This is a genomic window from Planctomycetia bacterium, assembly GCA_021413845.1.
In the GTDB taxonomy this organism is placed as follows: Bacteria; Planctomycetota; Planctomycetia; order Pirellulales; family PNKZ01; genus PNKZ01.
In genome coordinates this window covers 1-16937 of sequence record JAIOPP010000022.1, presented here as the reverse complement: position 1 = coordinate 16937, position 16937 = coordinate 1, and the positions used below count along the sequence as shown (strand labels likewise).

Genomic DNA, 16937 nt, shown 5'->3' with positions numbered 1-16937 from the left:
GGTGGGCGTGCTGCTGGTAAGTCTCGGCCTCCCCTTCAAGCTTCTCAAGGGCCGGCTTCTTCCCCGGCTGCGGTGTTTCGATCGCCCCGGGCACTAGCTCTTCGCCGTGGTTTTTCTTCTCCTGTTGGACCGTCTTGTCGTGGGCTACGTTTCTTGGGTCCGACATGGCATTCCCCTTGGTTCGCTGCCCGATGCCGAATCTCGGAAGATGAGATAGATCATCAGAGGCATTCGTGACTTAGGTAGATGCAAACGAGATACCGCCGAGGCTCATTCCTCGGATGTGCGGCGAATAGAGTGCTTCCTGATGCTTCGGTTGATTCTCAACCGCTCAGGCAGGCGAAGTCACGCTCTATAGCAATTCCAGGAACCGCTCGACCGTCAGATCGGCATCGCGAATGAGTCCGCGCAGCAGACCACGATCGAGCGTCTTGTGATCGGGAATCGAAAGATTGAAATGGATGCCCGGCTTCGACAGGATCATGTGGCTCGCACTTTGGCGATTGAAGATCCCTCCGGCGTGCTCAAACGCTCGCCGAGCTTCACGGCCGCTAACGACTGTCAGCTTCGGCACGCGATCCCCCAGCCGACATTAGATGGAGATCAATTCCACATCGACGTTCTCGCCGGTGGCGTCGGCCTTGTCTTGCTCTGCTTCCAGCCATGCCGCGATCGCTTCGCGGATGTTCTCGACGGTCTCCGACCGGGTCGTTCCTTGAGACCAGCAGCCTCGTAGCGCAGGGACATGCGCTACGAAGCCTCCGTCCTCGCCGTGCTCGATGACGACTTTTAATTTCATGCGGACCTCGCAGGCCTAATACCGATAGATTTCCGGCTTGTACGGGCCTTCGACCGGGATGCTCAGGTAGTCGGATTGTTTCTTAGTGAGCTTGGTGAGCTTCACGCCGAGTTGGTCGAGGTGCAGGCGGGCGACTTCTTCGTCGAGCTTTTTCGGCAAGCGATGCACGCCGATCGGGAAGCTTTCCGAATCGCCCCATAGTGCAAGTTGGGCCATGACTTGGTTCGTGAACGAGTTGCTCATCACGAACGCCGGATGGCCGGTCGCGCAGCCGAGATTCACCAGCCGACCTTCGGCCAAGAGGAGCACGCTTCGGCCGGTCGCCGTGAACGTGTAGCGATCGACCGCTCCGGAGCTGGTCGGCCGGATGCTGACCTTCTTCGCCTTACCGATCTTCACTTGCTCTTCGAGCCAAGCGACGTCGATCTCGATGTCGAAGTGGCCGATGTTGCAGATGATCGCGTCGTTCTTCATCTGGCTGATGTGCTCGCCCCGGATGATATCGCAACAGCCGGTCGTGGTGACGAAGATCTGCCCTTGCGCGGCGGCGTCTTCCATCGTCGTCACTTGGAAGCCTTCCATCGTGGCTTGCAAGGCGTTGATCGGATCGATCTCGGTGACGAGCACCCGAGCGCCGTAGCGCTGCATCGATTGGGCGCACCCCTTGCCGACGTCGCCGTAGCCGGCCACGACGACGACCTTGCCGGCGATCATCACATCGGTGGCGCGCTTGATGCCGTCGGCGAGCGATTCGCGGCAGCCGTAGAGATTGTCGAACTTGCTCTTCGTCACCGAGTTGTTCACGTCGATCGACGGCAGCTTCAATTCTCCCTTGGCGAGCATCTGCTCGAGGCGATGCACTCCCGTCGTCGTCTCTTCGCTCAGGCCCTTGATGCCGGCGAGCAACTCGGGGAACTTCGCGTGGACCATATAGGTAAGGTCGCCGCCGTCGTCGAGAATCATGTTCAGCGGCTGGCCGTCGGCGAAGTACAAAGTCTGCTCGATGCACCAATCGAACTCTTCGTTGGTCTCACCGCGCCAAGCGTAGACCGGCACGCCCGTCGCGGCGATGGCGGCTGCGGCGTCGTCTTGAGTCGAGAAGATATTGCAACTGCTCCAGGTGACTTCAGCGCCGAGTGCGGTAAGGGTCTCGATCAGCACGGCCGTTTCGACGGTCATGTGCAGACAGCCCGCGACCCGAGCCCCCTTGAGCGGCTTCGACGTGCCGTACTTCTTACGGAGCGACATCAGGCCGGGCATTTCGTTCTCGGCCAGCATGATCCGCTTGCGACCGGCTTCGGCCAAAGAAATATCGGCGACTTTATACGGCAGACGAGCGGCAGCTACTTGAGACACGATGGAAATCCTCGGGAGAAACGATAATTTTCGAGCACGGCACGATCCGTCGCGGAGTGTGCCGCAGCCCACAGATGATAGGATTCGGCCGCCGAATCGGCAAGCCTTGCGTCCGTGGCGGGGAGCTAGGGGCGGGCCTGTTCCAGGGCTTTTTTCGCTGCCAGGACGAAGGCCTGCATTTTCGCGGCGTCCTTCATGCCGGGGCCGGATTCCACTCCCCCGGCCACATCGACCGCGGCGGGCCTTACGGCGGCAATCGCTGCGGCGACGTTCTCCGGAGTGAGCCCGCCGGCGAGAACGCAGCTTGGAAGACCAGGGGTCGCCGCATAGGCCGCAGCCGTCGGCCAGTCGGTGGTGAGCCCCGTGCCGCCGTAGCGGCCGGCGCTATAGGCATCGAGCAAGACCATGCGCGGCAGCAAGCCGCCGCGCATCCCTTCGTCGAACCAGCGGCGCAGCGGCGCGAGCCCGTCGGGCCCGATCCGAAAAGCCTTCATGACGGGCCGAGGTGCGAGAGCCCGCAACAGGTCGGGCCGCTCGTCGCCGTGGAGTTGAACGAGGTCGAGGCCGAGCTCGTCGCGTGCCGCGAGAATCTCGGCGGCCGAGGCGTTGACGAAGAGGCCGACTTTGCAAACCTGCGTCCCGACCGCGGCGACGATCTCGCGCGCCGTTTCCCGTCGAATAAATCTCGGGCTCGGCGGATAGAAATTCAGCCCGATCGCATCGGCACCCGCCTCGACCGCGGCCAGCGCATCGGCGGGGCTCGTTAGTCCGCAGATTTTCACTTGGAACATGGGGGAGGAAGTGGTCGGGGGTCAGTGGTCGGTGGTCAGAAAGAGAGAGAGAGACAGAGACGATCGACAATGCGCCGCCGGCAGGGCCGGCGGTTGGGAAACTTGCAAAAATCGGAAAGGGGTTGGGTGGCCGCTAAGCCGTGTCGCACTCGCGACTTTCCTTCATCGTAACACCACGGCGAAGCGAGCATAGGGCTCCCTCCGACGGCGATCGATTCAAGTCGGCGGTCCGACAAAGACGATGCCCGACATGAGGATTAATTCTCGGGCTCGCACAATCGTTATGACCGTACCGTCCGTCGACCAGCGCTCGCATGTTCGCCGCCGTCTCCCAATGCGTTGGGTAAGGTTCGTAGCGCTCGGCTGCGCGCTGGCGGGTTTCGGTGTCGCCGTCGTCTGCGTGGTCCGGCCGGAGGAGCGCTTTCGGCCTGCCGAGACCGTCGCGGAAGTGCAATTTCGGGTCGTTCCTAAGTTCGCGCCGACGGCCGAGTCGCTGCGACGACATCTTCTCTCGACTGATTCTCTGAGCCTCGTTTGGAAAGAACTCCGGCGAAATTCGGCCGAAACAGCGGATTCCGAGCGCGAATCCGACATCGTCGAATGGCGACGTCGGCTCCGGGTGGAAATCGACACGGAACAAATCGGCGATCGTCGATCCGTGCGGATCGTCTGGCCGGGAACCGACGATGCCGAACTCGGCGCGAAGATCGTCGACGCGCTCGCGCGACACTACGCCGACGAAATCTCGGCCGAGCGTTGGTATGGGTCGGTCGATCGACTTCGGACGAAGGTCAACGATCTGGATAGCGCCGTCAAGGATGTATTGGGTTCGGCCCGGCAGCAGGTCCTGCGGCAAGATTCGATTTCGACCTTGGCAGAACCTATCGAGCCCCGGCACGGCTTGGGGCGTATCGAAACCTTGGCCTCGGGACGCTACGAAGCGTTGCTTGCCCGTCGCGCGCGGTTGGCGGCGACGATGCAGCCGGAGCATCCGGAATTGCAATCGCTCGATACGGAACTCGCTGCAATATCCACGACGCGTGGGCCCGAGCCGACGATCGTTCTCGCCGCGGCTGCCGAATCGCCGGACGAGTCCGATGCATCGGCGCCGCAACTCATCGCGCCGAACGCGCCGGCACCTGTTACGACTCGCAAAAAAAACGGCAACGGTGGAAGTTCCCCAGGGGCAAAGCCTTCGCCGAGCAAGGACGAAGCGGTGCGCCGGCTCGAGGCGTCGCGTCGTGAACTGCAAACGCAAATGGACGCGATGCTCCTGCCGCGCGAAGCCGAGTTTCCCGTGATCGTGGTGAATCAGGTCGGAATGCATGTCGGGCACCTCCGTCCGATTTGGTACGCCGGCGTCGGGATGCTGAGTTTAGTCGTCGCTGCGGCCTGCTCGTTTTCTCGCATCGAGCGCCCCAACGCCGGGCCGACTCCGATTCTTGAGTCGCCGATCGCAGTATCAAAAATCGACGCACCGCCGGTTCAGGAGGCATCCGTATCTCCGACGCTGGCCGTGGTCGCCGGCCCTCAGCTCGCGGCGTTGCCGGAAGAAGAGTCTGCACCGGCAGCGCCGTCCGATCCCTTATTTCACGAAGCCGGCAGCGTCGAAGCGCGGCTTGCCGCGCCGGTGTTAGCGGTCGTAAGGCGGCGTCGGCCGGCGGTCGCGAGCCATTCGCAAGACCTGCTGCGCCGCGCGGCGTAAGGCCACGTTATATACCCTGTTTTCCGGAGTTTTTTCGCTTTCGTTACAACTGTCAAAGAAGGCCGCGAGGCTTCAGCCCACCTAGCTTCTCTGCCGATGAATGCTGTGTGCCGGAGTCGTTGCCCCGCTGCTTTCGACTGCTCGTTCTCCTTCCGACTTGTCCTGCCCCACAGACCGAGCAGTATCCACGTTTTCGAGAGGCTATCGCGAGGATGTACGAAGCGTTTTTTGAGTTGACGCAGCGCCCCTTTGCCGCCGCCGCCCGCGCCGATCGCTACTTTCCGGGCCGCTCGATCGAGCCTGCCCGAACGGCCGTCGAGCGCGCAATCGAGCGCGCCGAAGGGACTTCGATCGTCATCGGCCCTGCCGGTTGCGGTAAGACGTTGTTGTTGCATTTGATGGCCGAACGATTCCGCGGACGTTTCGACGTCGCGATGTTGTCGAACGGTCGGCTGGCGACACGCCGCGCGCTACTCCAAGCGATTCTGTTCGAGCTCGGGATGCCCTACCGAGGCTTGGAAGAAGGGGAACTGCGTTTGGCGTTGTTCGATCGGTTGCAGCCCGGCGTCACGCCCGCCGAGGGGTTGCTGCTGTTGATCGACGAAGCGCATCTGCTGCCGCTGCGCTTGTTGGAAGAAGTCCGGATGATCACGGACTTCATGCGTTCCGGGGAACCTCGCGTGCGGCTCGTGCTTGCCGGCGCTGCGGCCTTGGAAGAACGCTTGGCGACTCCGCGCCTCGGCTCGCTGCAACAGCGCATCACGTCGCGCTGTTATTTGGAAGCGATGGACCGGAGCGATACCGCCGAATATGTGCGGCAGCAGATCGCAAGCGTCGGCAGCGAGCCGCAGAAGGTCTTCACCGACGGCGCGATCGAAACGATCTATCGCGCGACCGAGGGAATTCCTCGCCTCGTGAATCAGACGTGCGATCATGCTTTGGTGATGGCCTGCGCCGGCGGTGTCCGCCCGATCGACTCGGCCGGCATCGAAGAAGCTTGGGCCGACTTGCAACAACTGCCGACGCCATGGAGCCAAGCCGCCGGCTATTCGGATCCGAACGCGTCGTCGCAAGATTCCGTGATCGAGTTCGGCTTGCTCGATGATTCGGTGCTCGTCGAGCCGGCTCCGCGGGCTTCGTTTCACCCGAGCACTCCGACGACGACGAGCTCCGCTCACCATGCGGGCGAGCTCGCCGATGCCGGCAACGACTTCGACACGGATCTCGAGCTCGGCGAGCTCGAACCGAGCGCGACGAACGAGGCCGGCATTATTTCTTCGGCGGCGAACCACGAGACGTATGCGTCCGTAATCCCAGTCGAGCGACGTTCGGAAGCCGACGTGACGCTCGATGTTTTGGAAACGCATCTCGCCGAATGGGAAACCGACTACGAGCCCGTCGTGACACAGCAGCCAGAGGTGGAATTGATGTTGAGCGAAGCCCGTCGCGATCCGTTCGCGGAAGATTTCGTGGAAGAAGTGTCGGTCGTCGATCGCTATGCATCGGCCGACCGCTTGCAAGTTGCGCCCCGAGCGCAGGTCTACAGCACCGAAGGAACCGCGCTCGCGGCCTTGCTGAATGCAAGCCGCGCGTTGCACGAACAGGCCCGCAGCCGGCTCACGGCCGATCAAGAACAGGCCAAGCAACCGACGCTTAAACAGACGCCGACCGTCGACGCTCCGGTCGCGGCAGGCGTTGCCGCAGCGGCGCCGATCGCGGCTCCGCATGCTGCCGCTCAGGCGCGCTCCGTCGTTCGTCCGACGATTCCTTTGGTCGCGGGCCGGCGCGGTGCCGCCGAGCATGTCGCCGAGTCCGATCCGGTCGAGCCGGAAGATTTCATCATCGTGCCGAAGCGGGCCGGCAGCGATGCCGACATGATCATCGTCGAAGACGATCCCCAGACGAATGCGATTCCGACTGCGGAAGCGACGCTGGTGCGCAAACAAGACTACCGTCAGCTTTTCGCTCGTATGCGTAAGGTAGAGTAGTAGGTCCCGCTCCCGTTCGCGCACACGCCCCACGCTCGGCCACGGCCGGGCCCTATCGCATCGAGGGAACGTATGACTGCTCTGTTGGAAGCGCTGCGTCGTATCGACGCGCATCGCTCGACTCATTCGATGTCCGCCGTTTCGTTTACCCATGCGGCTCCTGCGACGGCGGTCGCCGCACCGCACGTGGTTGTTGCATCACAGCCTGTCGTCGAATCGCCGGCGGAACCCGTCGCCTCGATTCCGCTCCGCTCGCCCCGCTACGCGAAGCCGGTGGTCAGCCAGCCGGGCGAATTGCCGCTGAGCGCGCGAGCGACGATCGCCGCCGATTACGCCTCGGCTGCTACGGCGATCGTGACCCGATTTCGTTCCCCGTCGCTCGTCGCGCTCGTCACTTGCGGCAGCCCGACGGAAGATGTCGAAGTGGTCGAATCGATCGGCGCGGCAATTGAAGCGCTCGGCTTCGCCACGAAGATTTTCGGCCCGACCGACGGGAGCCATGAAGCCTACGGACTCGATGCGCTCCGAGCGCTGCGCAAGGACCGCGGCTACCATTTGCTGCACACGACGAACGAACTGGCGCTCGAGCAATCGCCGCTGTTGGCCTTGGCCGACGGGGTGGTGATGCTCATCGAACTCGAACGAACCCCGATTCGCGAAGCCGAAGAAGCGGTCGGTGCGCTCCGTCGGGAAGCGGTTGCCGTGTCGGGCATCTTGCTGATCGCGTAGTTCCCGGCGACGGGTTCTTTCGCGCTTCCTATTATCCGCTGCTCGCTCTGGCTCCAGGCGAGCGTTATCATGGCCGCTTCCCCTATGAGGAGCGGCCGTGAAGCAACCTGAGCAACCGAAGCAGCTTTCGTTTAAGACGACGTTCGAGCCCGATCGGCTGGAAGTAAAGATTCGCACCGGCAGTACGGCGATCGGCTGCTTCATGCTCTTCTGGCTCGCGGGCTGGTCGGTCGGATGCGTGCTGCTCTTCGTGCGCATTCGAGAAGATCCGCAGCCGGAGATGCTGATGTTCGCGATCCCGTTTTGGGTGTCGTGGATCTTCGTCGTCGTGTATGCGAGCTACTCGCTGTTCGGTCGCGAAATCTTCAAGCTCGACGAGCAAGGCGCGAGCTTTCGGCGGCGCATGATTTTGCCGTGGGGGCGGGTAAGTATGCCGCTGGAAGAGTTGATTCGCTTCGGCTCGGTCGAAGACGAAACCAACTCGGCGACCGGCCAAAGCGGCGTGGTCGTGAATCTGCAAACCATCGGCAGGCCGATTCGGTTCGGATCGATGCTGGTGAAGCCGGAGCGGAACTGGCTCGTCCATACGCTCAACCAGAAGCTCTACGCGTGGCAACGGCTCTCGAATCGGAAGCCGACGTTGCCGGTCGACGCGCCGACGATCGTCTTCGGGCGACCTCTGCCGGGCGAACTGCTGAGCGACGAGCGGACGTTGCGAACGACGAGCGACTTGCCGCTGGAGCCGCCGAGCGACTCGCGCTGGAAACGGCACGAAAGCTGGGACTCGGTGACGTATTCGATCCGCGGCCGATTCTATCTCAGCTCGATCGCGGGCATGTTGTTCCTCAACTTGTTCGTGAACGGAATCATCGGCGTCTTCATGTCGCACTTGTATTCTTGGGGCGACCCGAAGGAGCGGCTCTACGGCATCGAATGGTTGTTTCGGTTTCTGTTTCTCATTCCGTTCGAGTTGGTCGGGCTGGCGCTGTTTCTAGGCCTGCTGCTGATCGTGTTGGAGCCGCTCAGGGTGTGGAGTTGGCGGTTTGCCGGCGATCGAATCGTCTGGAAGCTGACGTGGCTCGGGCTCGGGTTTCGGAAGACGTATCGGATCGCTCAGGCGGATCAACAAGGGGAGAAAGCGCCGCGGCTCGATCGGCTTGAAGTTCGCCGCATTTACAACAAGACGGCGAAGTTGCCGAACCGACTTCCGCTCGGATCTCTTTGGGCGCCACAGGGCTGCGCTACTTATAATGTCGCCGGCCTCGATGCGCAGGGCCGAACGGTCGCCGAGGTCGAAGGGCTGACGTTCGGCGAAGCCTGCTGGATGGCCGACTCGCTCTTGCGCAGCCGCGCAGAATGGTTCCGTTGAAGCTCCTCGTTCCCTCACCTCCGACTTCTACTTACTTATGATTCACTTCCAAGACCAGCTCTCGCGGTTTCGCGTTCCGACGAACGATAAGTTCAAGCTCAAGGATTTCGACCCTGCTTGGAACGGCGACGGAAAAGTTCCCGAAGAGGAACGAAAGCGGTACGCCGAAAGTTTGTTGGCGGAAGGGATCAAGGATTTGGCCGAAGCGCAGAACCTGCTGTACGCTTCCGATACTTGGTCGCTGCTCGTGATCTTTCAAGCGATGGATGCCGCGGGGAAAGACGGCACGATCAAGCATGTGTTGAGCGGCGTGAACCCGCAGGGATGCCAAGTCTACAGCTTCAAGCAGCCCTCGAGCGAAGAGCTCGACCACGACTTTCTCTGGCGCTGTGCGAAGGCGCTGCCCGAGCGCGGGCGGATCGGCATCTTCAACCGTTCGTACTATGAAGAAGTGCTCGTCGTGAAGGTCCATCCGGAGTATCTGCACGCGCAGCGCTTGCCGGAGTCGGATGTATCGACGCCGAAGTTTTGGAAGCACCGCTATAAATCGATCAACAACTTCGAGCGGCACCTCGCGCGCAACGGAACGCGGATCATTAAGTTCTTCTTAAACGTCTCGAAAGAGGAACAGAAGCGGCGCTTTCTCGAACGGATCGACGACCCGAAGAAGCACTGGAAGTTCTCGCCGACGGATATCGCCGAGCGCGGCCATTGGAGCGAATACATGGACGCCTACGACGAGATGTTGCACGCCACGACGACGAAATGGGCCCCGTGGTATGTGATTCCGGCGGATCACAAATGGGTGGCCCGAGCCGCGGTGGCGACGATCCTGACGCAGGAGATCAAGCAACTCGATCTGAAATATCCTGAGCCGAGCGAGGCGGTGAAAGGGGCGCTGGAAGCGAGCCGGCAAAAGCTGATGGGAGAAGATTGACGCGCGGATGTTTCGTATACTCGCTCCCGAAGTCCGCTTGTCGCCCACCAAGGATTCCCCCGCCATGACGCTCACCCGCCGCAATGTTTTCTGTTTCGCCTTAGCGCTGTTCGCCGCCGTTCCGCTGTTCGCGGCGGAAGAACCGAAGGTTGTCCAGTCGAAGGTCGCCGAGTCGGTTCCCGGCCAACGTGTCTTCTCGGCCGGTCACAGCTTCCATTACTTCATTCCGCCGATCTTGGCCGAGATCGCCGAGAGCGCGAGCATCGTCGGGCATCGCCGTGTCGGCGAACAACCGATCGGCGGCTCGCGCGTGATCAAGCATTGGGAAGTGACCGGCGAAAAGAGCACGCTCAAACCGGCGCTCGCGACCGGCGAAGTCGACGTCTTGACGCTGGCGCCGATCTATCTGCCCGATGAAGGGATCGACCTCGTCGCCGAGTATGCCTTGAAGCACAACCCGAAGATGCGGAACCTCATTCAAGAGTTCTGGCTGCCGTTCGACGAGGTTGCCATCTGGTATAAAAAGGCATTGACGGTCGATCAGCACGACACGAAGACGATCGCCGAGCTCCGCAAAGAGCACGAGCCGTACTTCGCGGGAATGGATGCGCACGTGCAAGAGTTGAACAAGAAGTACGGCAAGCAAGCTCTGTTCGTCGTGCCGGTCGGGCAGGCCGTGCTCGCGCTCCGCGAGAAGATCCTCGCCGGCCAAGCACCGGGCTTGAAGTTGCAAAGCGAGCTCTTCATCGATCCGGCCGGCCACCCGAACGTCCAGATCAAGGTGCTCAACTCCTATTGCCACTTCGCCGTGATCTATCGCCGCAGCCCGGTCGGGCTGCCTGTGCCGAAGCTCCTCACGACTGCGAAACAAGAGAAGATTGAAGAGCTCAATAAGCTATTGCAGCAACTCGCTTGGGATGCCGTGAAAGCGCATACGTTGAGCGGAATCGAGCAAAAAACTGCGGGTTCCGAATAGGGGGCTCCTTGCAAGGGGCGCTCGCCTAGCGATCGTCTCCGTTTGTAGGTTGTCATTAGTTGTCTTTTGTTTTTGTCAGTTGAATTTTTTGAGGTTTACGCCCATGTCGTTTACACGTCGCATCTTATTCGTCATCGCCTGCACGCTCCTGTCGTCAGCCACGTTCGCCGCCGATGAAGCCAAGCCCGCGGCTCCGCTCGCCGGTCAACGGGTCTTCTCCGCCGGGCATAGCTTTCATGTGTTCGTGCCGAAGTTGCTCGCCGAGATTGCCGAGTCGGCGAAGGTCGATGGGCACAAGTTCGTCGGGCTGCAACCGATCGGCGGCTCGCGCGTGATTCAGCATTGGGACCTGGTCGACAACGCGAAGAGCAAGAACACGCTCAAGCCCGCGCTGGCGAGCGGCGAAGTCGACGTCTTCACGATCTCGCCGATTTATCTCCCCGATCCCGGGATCGAGCTCGTCGCGGCGGAAGCGCTGAAGCACAATCCGAACGTCCGCGTGACGTTGCAAGAGTTTTGGCTCCCTTACGACAACGTCGAGGCTTGGAAGAGCCGTCCGAAGACGGTCGACCACGATGCGAAAACGATCGCCGAACTCCGCGCGGCCCACGCTCCCTATTTCGCGAGCATGGACGAACACGTGATCGAGATCAATAAGAAGCTCGGCAAGCAGGTCCTCTTCGTTGTGCCGGTCGGGCAAGCGGTTCTCGGGCTGCGCGAGAAGGTGATCGCCGGTGAAGCCCCGGGCATCAAGACCCAGAGCGCGCTCTTCAGCGATCCGCTGGGTCATGTCCACGTGCCGATCATGGTGCTCAACGCCTATTGCCACTTCGCCGTGATCTATCGCACGAGCCCTGTCGGGCTGCCGGTGCCGAAGATGCTCGCGAATTGGGCCAACGCCGAGGAGTTGAACAAGCTGCTACAGCAGCTCGCCTGGGACGCCGCGAAAGCCCATCCGCTGAGTGGGGTTGCGCAAGCCGCGGGTTCTAAATAAGGAACTGCTTGCGAGTCGCAGGGGGCGGGCAAGCGGATTTTCGGCGAATCGCGGTTTTCGCTTAAGGCGCGACCGCCCGTCGGGTCGAAGATTCCGTCGTAAATCGGTCGGGCGTCTGATCTTAACCGTCGATTGACGCCCCTTTCGACTGCCGATACCATAAGGGGCTACTCCGGCCTGAACGGTCCGGGCCGGAGAAGCTTCCGATCGACTGGTCGCTTGGGCATGTCGCCCGCGTCGTGTCGTCGTTTGCCGTGAAGACCGAATGTTTGCCGGAACGCCGGACGCCCGAGCGAAGCGCATGTTGCCGCCTCGCGGGACTTTTGCCGGTGTGCTCTTCAGTTTATAGGGAGATGTGTGTGTCTGAACTCGTGAAGCAATTGATCGAAGCCGGTGTGCATTTCGGCCACCGCGCGAGCCGCTGGAATCCGAAGATGCGTCCGTATATCTACGGCCGCCGCAACCTGATCCATATCATCGACGTCCGCGAAACCATCCGCGGTCTGATCCGGGCCCGCAAGTATCTGACGCAAGTGGCCGCTCAAGGGAGCCTGATCCAATTCGTCGGCACGAAGCGCCAAGCGGCCGAGACGGTCGAGCGCGAAGGCCTGCGCTGCGGCATGCCGTATGTGAACGATCGTTGGCTGGGGGGCACCCTCACCAACTTCCGCACCATTCGCAGCCGGCTCGCTCGCCTCGAAGAGCTTGAATCGCTCAAGAACAGCGAAGCGTTCAACAGCTACTCGAAGAAGATGCAATCGGCGTTGAACCGTGAATATCGCAAGATGTTCCGCAACCTCAACGGCATGCGCACGATGACCCGCCTGCCGGAGTGCATGGTGATCATCGACCCGAAAAAGGAAAAGAACGCGGTGATGGAAGCCCGGAAGATGGGCGTCGTGACCGTCGCGTTGATCGATACCGACAGCGATCCGGACTTGGTCGACTTGCCGATTCCGGGCAACGACGACAGCATCCGTTCGATCGAGCTGGTCGTGAACCAATTGGCGAGCGCCGTGGTCGAAGGGAAGGCCAACGCGGTCGAGCTTTCGAACTCGGGTGCCGGACCAGGCGCGCGGGCCTACGTCATGCCGGAAGGTGCGAACAAGGACTAACCGCGGCGCAGCTCGCGGATTGCCGCGTGCTCCTTCGGTAAGTTTTGATTTTCAGTACGACGATATCGGCTGCGGCCGCGGCACATCGGTGTCGCGGTCGCGCCGTTTTTCTTATTCAACGGATCTACGAAGAGCGGAGTGTGAGACATGGCGGAGATTTCTGCGGCGGCGGTGAAGGCCTTGCGCGAAGAGACCGGTCAGCCGATGATGGAGTGCAAGGCCGCGCTCACGGAAGCCGGCGGCGATAAGGATAAGGCGGTGCAAATTCTCCGCGACAAGGGGAAGAAGACGCAGGAAACGCGTCTCGGCCGTGATACCGAATTCGGTCGGATCGGCCTCTACTGCGATGCCAACGGCGGCGCGCTGGTCGAACTGATGTGCGAAAGCGCTCCCGTGGCCGGCGGCCCGGACGTGAAGCAATTCGCGGAAGACATCGCCAAAGCGATCGCGACGAACCCTGCGGTTGCGACCGTCGACGATGTGTTGAAGCTGAAGAGCCCGAGCCATCCGCAAACGCTCGGCGATCAGAAGGACGACCTGTTCACGCGCCTGCGCGAAGTGTTCCGCATCGGTCGGTTCTCGAAGTTCTCGGGCACCGTCGTCGGCTACGTTCACGCGACCGGCGATCTCGGCTCGCTCGTCGAGTTCGAAGGTTCCGATGCCGCGATCGCGAAAGACATTGCGATGCACATCGTGGCTGCGAGCCCGATCGCCGCTTCGAAGGAAGAACTCGACCCGGCCGCGGTCGCCAAGGAGCGCGAGTACCTCACCGATCAGGCCCGCAAGGAAGGGAAGCCCGACAGCATCATCACGAAGATGATCGAAGGTCGGATGAAGAACTTCTATTCGGCGCGCGTTCTCACCGAGCAGCCGTTTATCAAAGATCCCGAGACGACGGTCGACGCCTACTTGAAGAAGAACGGCACGAAGGTCAAGCGTTTCGTGAATTGGAAACTCGGCAAGGAGTAGTCGGATGCCCCAGGCCGTCGAAGGTCGTCGTCGGGTCGTGTTGAAACTGTCGGGCGAAAGCTTTTGCCACGCCGGCGAACGCGGCATCAGCATGGACGTCGTCATGCACACGGCTCGGCAGATCGCGCAGGCGCGCAGCACGGGCGCCGAGATCGCGATCGTTACGGGGGGCGGCAATATCTTGCGCGGCGCGCAGTTCAAGAGCACGGCCGGCGACAGCATCACCGAGGCGACGGCCCTTCAGATGGGCATGCTCGCCACGGTGATCAACGGTCTCGCTCTGCAAGACGCGCTCGAATCGCTCAAGTGCCAAGTGCGGCTCATGACGGCGATCAAGATGGAGCCGTTCGCGGAGCCGTATATTCGCCGACGTGCGAAGCGCCATCTGGAAAAGGGGCGCGTCGTCGTCATCGCTTGCGGCACCGGCAACCCGTTCGTCACGACCGACACCGCCGCGGCGCAGCGGGCATTGGAAGTCGAGGCCGACGTGCTGCTCAAGGCGACGAAGGTCGAAGGCGTGTATAGCGACGACCCGGAAAAGAATCCGCACGCGTTTCTGTATAGCGAACTCACCTACTCGGCGATTCTCGAGCAGAAGCTGCGGGTGATGGACCCGACCGCGGTGACGCAATGCATGGAACACGAAATGCCGATCGTCGTGTTCAACTACCGCAAGGAAGGGAACATCGAACGGGCCGTGCGCGGAGACCTGATCGGCACGACGATCAGCAGCCGGGCCGTCGTCCGGACGTAGAACTTTCCGAACGAAACGATCGTTGTAGCAACGCAGAACATCGAAGTGAGTAGCCGGAGACGAACGTCATGAGTGCCGATGAGATTCTGATGGACGTGGAAGAGCGCATGGAGAAGGCGCTCTCGGTGCTCAAGCACGCGTTGTCGGGCATCCGCACCGGTCGCGCTAATCCCGGCCTCATCGATTCGCTGCGCGTCGAAGTCTACGGCTCGCAGACGCCGATCAAGCAACTCGCCTCGATCGGCGCACCGGAACCGCAGCAGATCGTCGTCCGTCCGTTCGATCCGACGACGATTAAAGATATCGAGAAGGCGATCATGACCAGCGGGCTCGGGTTCAACCCGCAGAGCGACGGCAAACTGATCCGCATCAACGTGCCGCCCCTTTCCGGCGAGACGCGGAAGAAGCTCGTCTCGCGCATCAAAGAGCTGACGGAAGAGGCTCGCGTCGCGATTCGCAACGTCCGCCGCGACGGCAACAAGGCGGCCGACCAAGGCGAGAAAGACAAGACCCTCAGCGAAGACGACCGCGACACGCTCAAGGAAGAGATCCAAGAGCTGACGAAAGCCTACGAGAATAAAGCCGGATCGTTGGCGAACGGAAAAGAAACCGAAGTGCTGGAAGAGTAAAACTTCCATGCGACCGCTTCGCTCTCGGCGTTCGTTCTTGAAGGTCTCGGCGTCGGCGGTCGGATCGATGATGTCGGCAGGCAGTTCTATGTCGATAGACACCGCGAACGCCGCACATGCTCCGCTTCTTTCGGTCGACGAACTGTTGCGCCTGCCGAAGACGCTCGTCATCGCCCATCGCGGGTTGCCGGAAGCCGCGCCGGAGAATTCGCTCCCCGGTTTTGCAGCGGCGCTCGATCACAAGCCCGACTTCGTCGAGCTCGATTATCGTCATTCGTCCGACGGCGTTCTCACGGTCATTCACGACGAGAAACTCGACCGGACGACGAACTCCCGCACTCGCTTCGGCCAAGACGGAACGCCGATCGGCCGGAAGACGGCGGCCGAGCTGCGCGAGCTCGATGCGGGCACATGGTTCTCCCCGAAGTTCGCCGGCACGCGATTGCCGACGCTGAGCGAAGCGATCGACTTGGTCTGCCCGAAGGCGGGCCTGATGATCGAGCGGAAAGACGGTGATGCCGCGGCGCTCGTGAAGCTGTTGAACGAGAAGAAAGTATTGGATCGAGTGATCGTGCAGGCGTTCGACTGGTCGTTCATCGCCGAGGTGCGCAAGCTCGAGCCGAACCTGCCGACCGGCCTGTTGGGAGAACGGGAACTCGATGCGGAGAAGCTCGCGAAAATTCGCGAGATCGCCCCGCGCGTGATCGGCTGGAACCAGCGCGACCTCGACGCGGCAGGGATTCGCGCCGCACATGAGCTCGGCGTGAAGGTCTGGAGTTGGACGGTTAACGAACCGGCCCGCGCCCGCGAACTCGTCGCTGCCGGCCTCGACGGCCTGATCACGAACCGCGCCGACGCGGCCCGCGCTTGGCTCGCCGAGAAGTAGGCCAGCGCGGTGGGCGTGAGGTTCGGCACCTTCTCGCGTGCCGGCACTCCGATTTTTCTCGCTGTTTTCGCGCATTCGCCGGATTTTCGCTTCAGAAGCGAGCTTGACCCGATTTTGCGGGCGGTTCTATACTTCGCCCCGCATAGGTCGGCGCTCCGGCGTCGCGATCACGTTTAGGCATGGATTGCCGAAGATCAGGGAGACGGTTATGAGCGGCACGGATGCGCGGAAGTTTTGGAACGCTCTCGGCACTTGGCCTCGTCGTCTGATCGCCCTCGCGGCCGTCGCGGCGATCTTGGCGCTCTGCTTCGCCTTGCGCTCGACGACAGGGCCCGAACCGGCGGCGGCTCAAGCCCCGGCCGCGGACTCGACGACCGTGCCCGGCCCGCTCCCGGCGGGAATGTCTCCGCAGACGCAATCGGACGTGGCGGCGCTCGTCAACGGCGTGCGCATCACACGGCCCGAGCTCGCGCAGGAATGCTTGCGATTGTTCGGCGAATCGATCTTGGAAAGCGTGGTGAATAAGACCTTGATCGCCGACTACTGCACGGCGCATCAAATCGTCGTGACGAAGCAACAGGTCGCCGATGAAATCGACCGCACCGCCGAGCGCTTCGCGGTTCCGAAAGACGAATGGCTCAAGATGCTGCAAAACGAACGGGGCATCTCGCCGCAGCAATACGCCAACGATATCGTGTGGCCGACCGTAGCGCTGCGGATGATCGCGGCCGCGAAGATTCAACCGACCGAACAAGAGCTCGCGCAAGCGTATGAAACGCAATTCGGCCCGGCCGTGCAATGCCGCCTGATCGCCTTCAACGATCGCCCGACCGCCGAAAAGGTGCTCGCGGAAGCGACCGCCGCTCCGGACGACTTCGGCAACCTCGCGAAGAAGTATTCCGTCGACGTGAACAGCGCCAGCGCCAAGGGATTGATCCAG

At 61.8% G+C, this 16937-nt stretch carries 17 protein-coding genes; 13 read left to right on the top strand and 4 right to left on the bottom strand.

What is annotated here, in order from left to right; all coding sequences use genetic code 11:
• Positions 1–352 precede the first annotated feature (352 nt).
• From K8U03_04875 to K8U03_04860, 4 genes are all read right to left on the bottom strand, one after another.
• A complete protein-coding gene (locus K8U03_04875; protein ID MCE9604221.1) occupies positions 353–574 on the bottom strand; it encodes a type II toxin-antitoxin system HicA family toxin in 222 nt (73 codons plus the stop codon).
• A gap of 18 nt (positions 575–592) precedes the next feature.
• The gene (locus K8U03_04870) at positions 593–799 is read right to left on the bottom strand and encodes a type II toxin-antitoxin system HicB family antitoxin (GenBank protein MCE9604220.1); all 207 of its coding nucleotides are present in this window, start codon (positions 797–799) and stop codon (positions 593–595) included.
• A 15-nt stretch (positions 800–814) separates the two neighbouring features.
• Positions 815–2155 (bottom strand): adenosylhomocysteinase, encoded by a 1341-nt coding sequence (gene ahcY, locus K8U03_04865; GenBank protein ID MCE9604219.1) that lies wholly within the window; start codon positions 2153–2155, stop codon positions 815–817.
• 125 nt (positions 2156–2280) lie between these two features.
• The gene (locus tag K8U03_04860; protein ID MCE9604218.1) at positions 2281–2946 is read right to left on the bottom strand and encodes a phosphoribosylanthranilate isomerase; all 666 of its coding nucleotides are present in this window, start codon (positions 2944–2946) and stop codon (positions 2281–2283) included.
• A gap of 283 nt (positions 2947–3229) precedes the next feature.
• Here K8U03_04860 and K8U03_04855 point away from each other — a divergent pair, with 283 nt between their 5' ends.
• The 13 genes from K8U03_04855 to K8U03_04795 all read left to right on the top strand — a co-directional run.
• The gene (locus K8U03_04855; GenBank protein MCE9604217.1) at positions 3230–4651 is read left to right on the top strand and encodes a hypothetical protein; all 1422 of its coding nucleotides are present in this window, start codon (positions 3230–3232) and stop codon (positions 4649–4651) included.
• Between the two features lie 212 nt (positions 4652–4863).
• Complete coding sequence (locus K8U03_04850; protein ID MCE9604216.1) at positions 4864–6639, top strand: AAA family ATPase; 1776 nt, start codon at positions 4864–4866, stop codon at positions 6637–6639.
• A gap of 72 nt (positions 6640–6711) precedes the next feature.
• The gene (locus tag K8U03_04845) at positions 6712–7368 is read left to right on the top strand and encodes a hypothetical protein (GenBank protein ID MCE9604215.1); all 657 of its coding nucleotides are present in this window, start codon (positions 6712–6714) and stop codon (positions 7366–7368) included.
• A gap of 97 nt (positions 7369–7465) precedes the next feature.
• A complete protein-coding gene (locus K8U03_04840) occupies positions 7466–8737 on the top strand; it encodes a hypothetical protein (GenBank protein ID MCE9604214.1) in 1272 nt (423 codons plus the stop codon).
• Between the two features lie 37 nt (positions 8738–8774).
• Complete coding sequence (locus K8U03_04835) at positions 8775–9674, top strand: polyphosphate kinase 2 family protein (GenBank protein ID MCE9604213.1); 900 nt, start codon at positions 8775–8777, stop codon at positions 9672–9674.
• A 64-nt stretch (positions 9675–9738) separates the two neighbouring features.
• Positions 9739–10650: a hypothetical protein gene (locus tag K8U03_04830; GenBank protein ID MCE9604212.1), complete on the top strand. Its 912-nt coding sequence runs from the start codon at positions 9739–9741 to the stop codon at positions 10648–10650.
• A 103-nt stretch (positions 10651–10753) separates the two neighbouring features.
• The gene (locus tag K8U03_04825; GenBank protein ID MCE9604211.1) at positions 10754–11644 is read left to right on the top strand and encodes a hypothetical protein; all 891 of its coding nucleotides are present in this window, start codon (positions 10754–10756) and stop codon (positions 11642–11644) included.
• A 353-nt stretch (positions 11645–11997) separates the two neighbouring features.
• Positions 11998–12759 carry a 30S ribosomal protein S2 gene (gene rpsB, locus K8U03_04820; protein ID MCE9604210.1) on the top strand — a complete coding sequence of 254 codons (762 nt, stop codon included), beginning with the start codon at positions 11998–12000 and terminating at the stop codon, positions 12757–12759.
• A gap of 147 nt (positions 12760–12906) precedes the next feature.
• Positions 12907–13728 (top strand): translation elongation factor Ts, encoded by an 822-nt coding sequence (tsf, locus tag K8U03_04815; protein ID MCE9604209.1) that lies wholly within the window; start codon positions 12907–12909, stop codon positions 13726–13728.
• Positions 13729–13732: 4 nt separating this feature from the next.
• A complete protein-coding gene (pyrH, locus tag K8U03_04810; GenBank protein ID MCE9604208.1) occupies positions 13733–14482 on the top strand; it encodes a UMP kinase in 750 nt (249 codons plus the stop codon).
• A gap of 68 nt (positions 14483–14550) precedes the next feature.
• Positions 14551–15111, top strand: a complete 561-nt coding sequence (gene frr / locus K8U03_04805) for a ribosome recycling factor (protein ID MCE9604207.1) — start codon at positions 14551–14553, stop codon at positions 15109–15111.
• Between the two features lie 88 nt (positions 15112–15199).
• Positions 15200–15997 (top strand): glycerophosphodiester phosphodiesterase, encoded by a 798-nt coding sequence (locus K8U03_04800; GenBank protein ID MCE9604206.1) that lies wholly within the window; start codon positions 15200–15202, stop codon positions 15995–15997.
• A 208-nt stretch (positions 15998–16205) separates the two neighbouring features.
• On the top strand, positions 16206–16937 hold a 732-nt coding region (locus K8U03_04795), incomplete at its 3' end, for a hypothetical protein (protein ID MCE9604205.1).

What these genes read in the sequence shown, in the direction of transcription:
- pyrH (MCE9604208.1), top strand. Translation starts at nt 13,733, where the DNA reads ATGCCCCAGGCCGTCGAAGGTCGTCGTCGGGTCGTGTTGAAACTGTCG.
- frr (MCE9604207.1), top strand. Translation starts at nt 14,551, where the DNA reads ATGAGTGCCGATGAGATTCTGATGGACGTGGAAGAGCGCATGGAGAAG.
- K8U03_04855 (MCE9604217.1), top strand. Translation starts at nt 3,230, where the DNA reads ATGACCGTACCGTCCGTCGACCAGCGCTCGCATGTTCGCCGCCGTCTC.
- K8U03_04870 (MCE9604220.1), bottom strand. Translation starts at nt 799, where the DNA reads ATGAAATTAAAAGTCGTCATCGAGCACGGCGAGGACGGAGGCTTCGTA.
- K8U03_04800 (MCE9604206.1), top strand. Translation starts at nt 15,200, where the DNA reads ATGTCGATAGACACCGCGAACGCCGCACATGCTCCGCTTCTTTCGGTC.
- K8U03_04825 (MCE9604211.1), top strand. Translation starts at nt 10,754, where the DNA reads ATGTCGTTTACACGTCGCATCTTATTCGTCATCGCCTGCACGCTCCTG.
- K8U03_04860 (MCE9604218.1), bottom strand. Translation starts at nt 2,946, where the DNA reads ATGTTCCAAGTGAAAATCTGCGGACTAACGAGCCCCGCCGATGCGCTG.
- rpsB (MCE9604210.1), top strand. Translation starts at nt 11,998, where the DNA reads ATGTGTGTGTCTGAACTCGTGAAGCAATTGATCGAAGCCGGTGTGCAT.
- K8U03_04835 (MCE9604213.1), top strand. Translation starts at nt 8,775, where the DNA reads ATGATTCACTTCCAAGACCAGCTCTCGCGGTTTCGCGTTCCGACGAAC.
- tsf (MCE9604209.1), top strand. Translation starts at nt 12,907, where the DNA reads ATGGCGGAGATTTCTGCGGCGGCGGTGAAGGCCTTGCGCGAAGAGACC.
- K8U03_04830 (MCE9604212.1), top strand. Translation starts at nt 9,739, where the DNA reads ATGACGCTCACCCGCCGCAATGTTTTCTGTTTCGCCTTAGCGCTGTTC.
- K8U03_04845 (MCE9604215.1), top strand. Translation starts at nt 6,712, where the DNA reads ATGACTGCTCTGTTGGAAGCGCTGCGTCGTATCGACGCGCATCGCTCG.
- K8U03_04850 (MCE9604216.1), top strand. Translation starts at nt 4,864, where the DNA reads ATGTACGAAGCGTTTTTTGAGTTGACGCAGCGCCCCTTTGCCGCCGCC.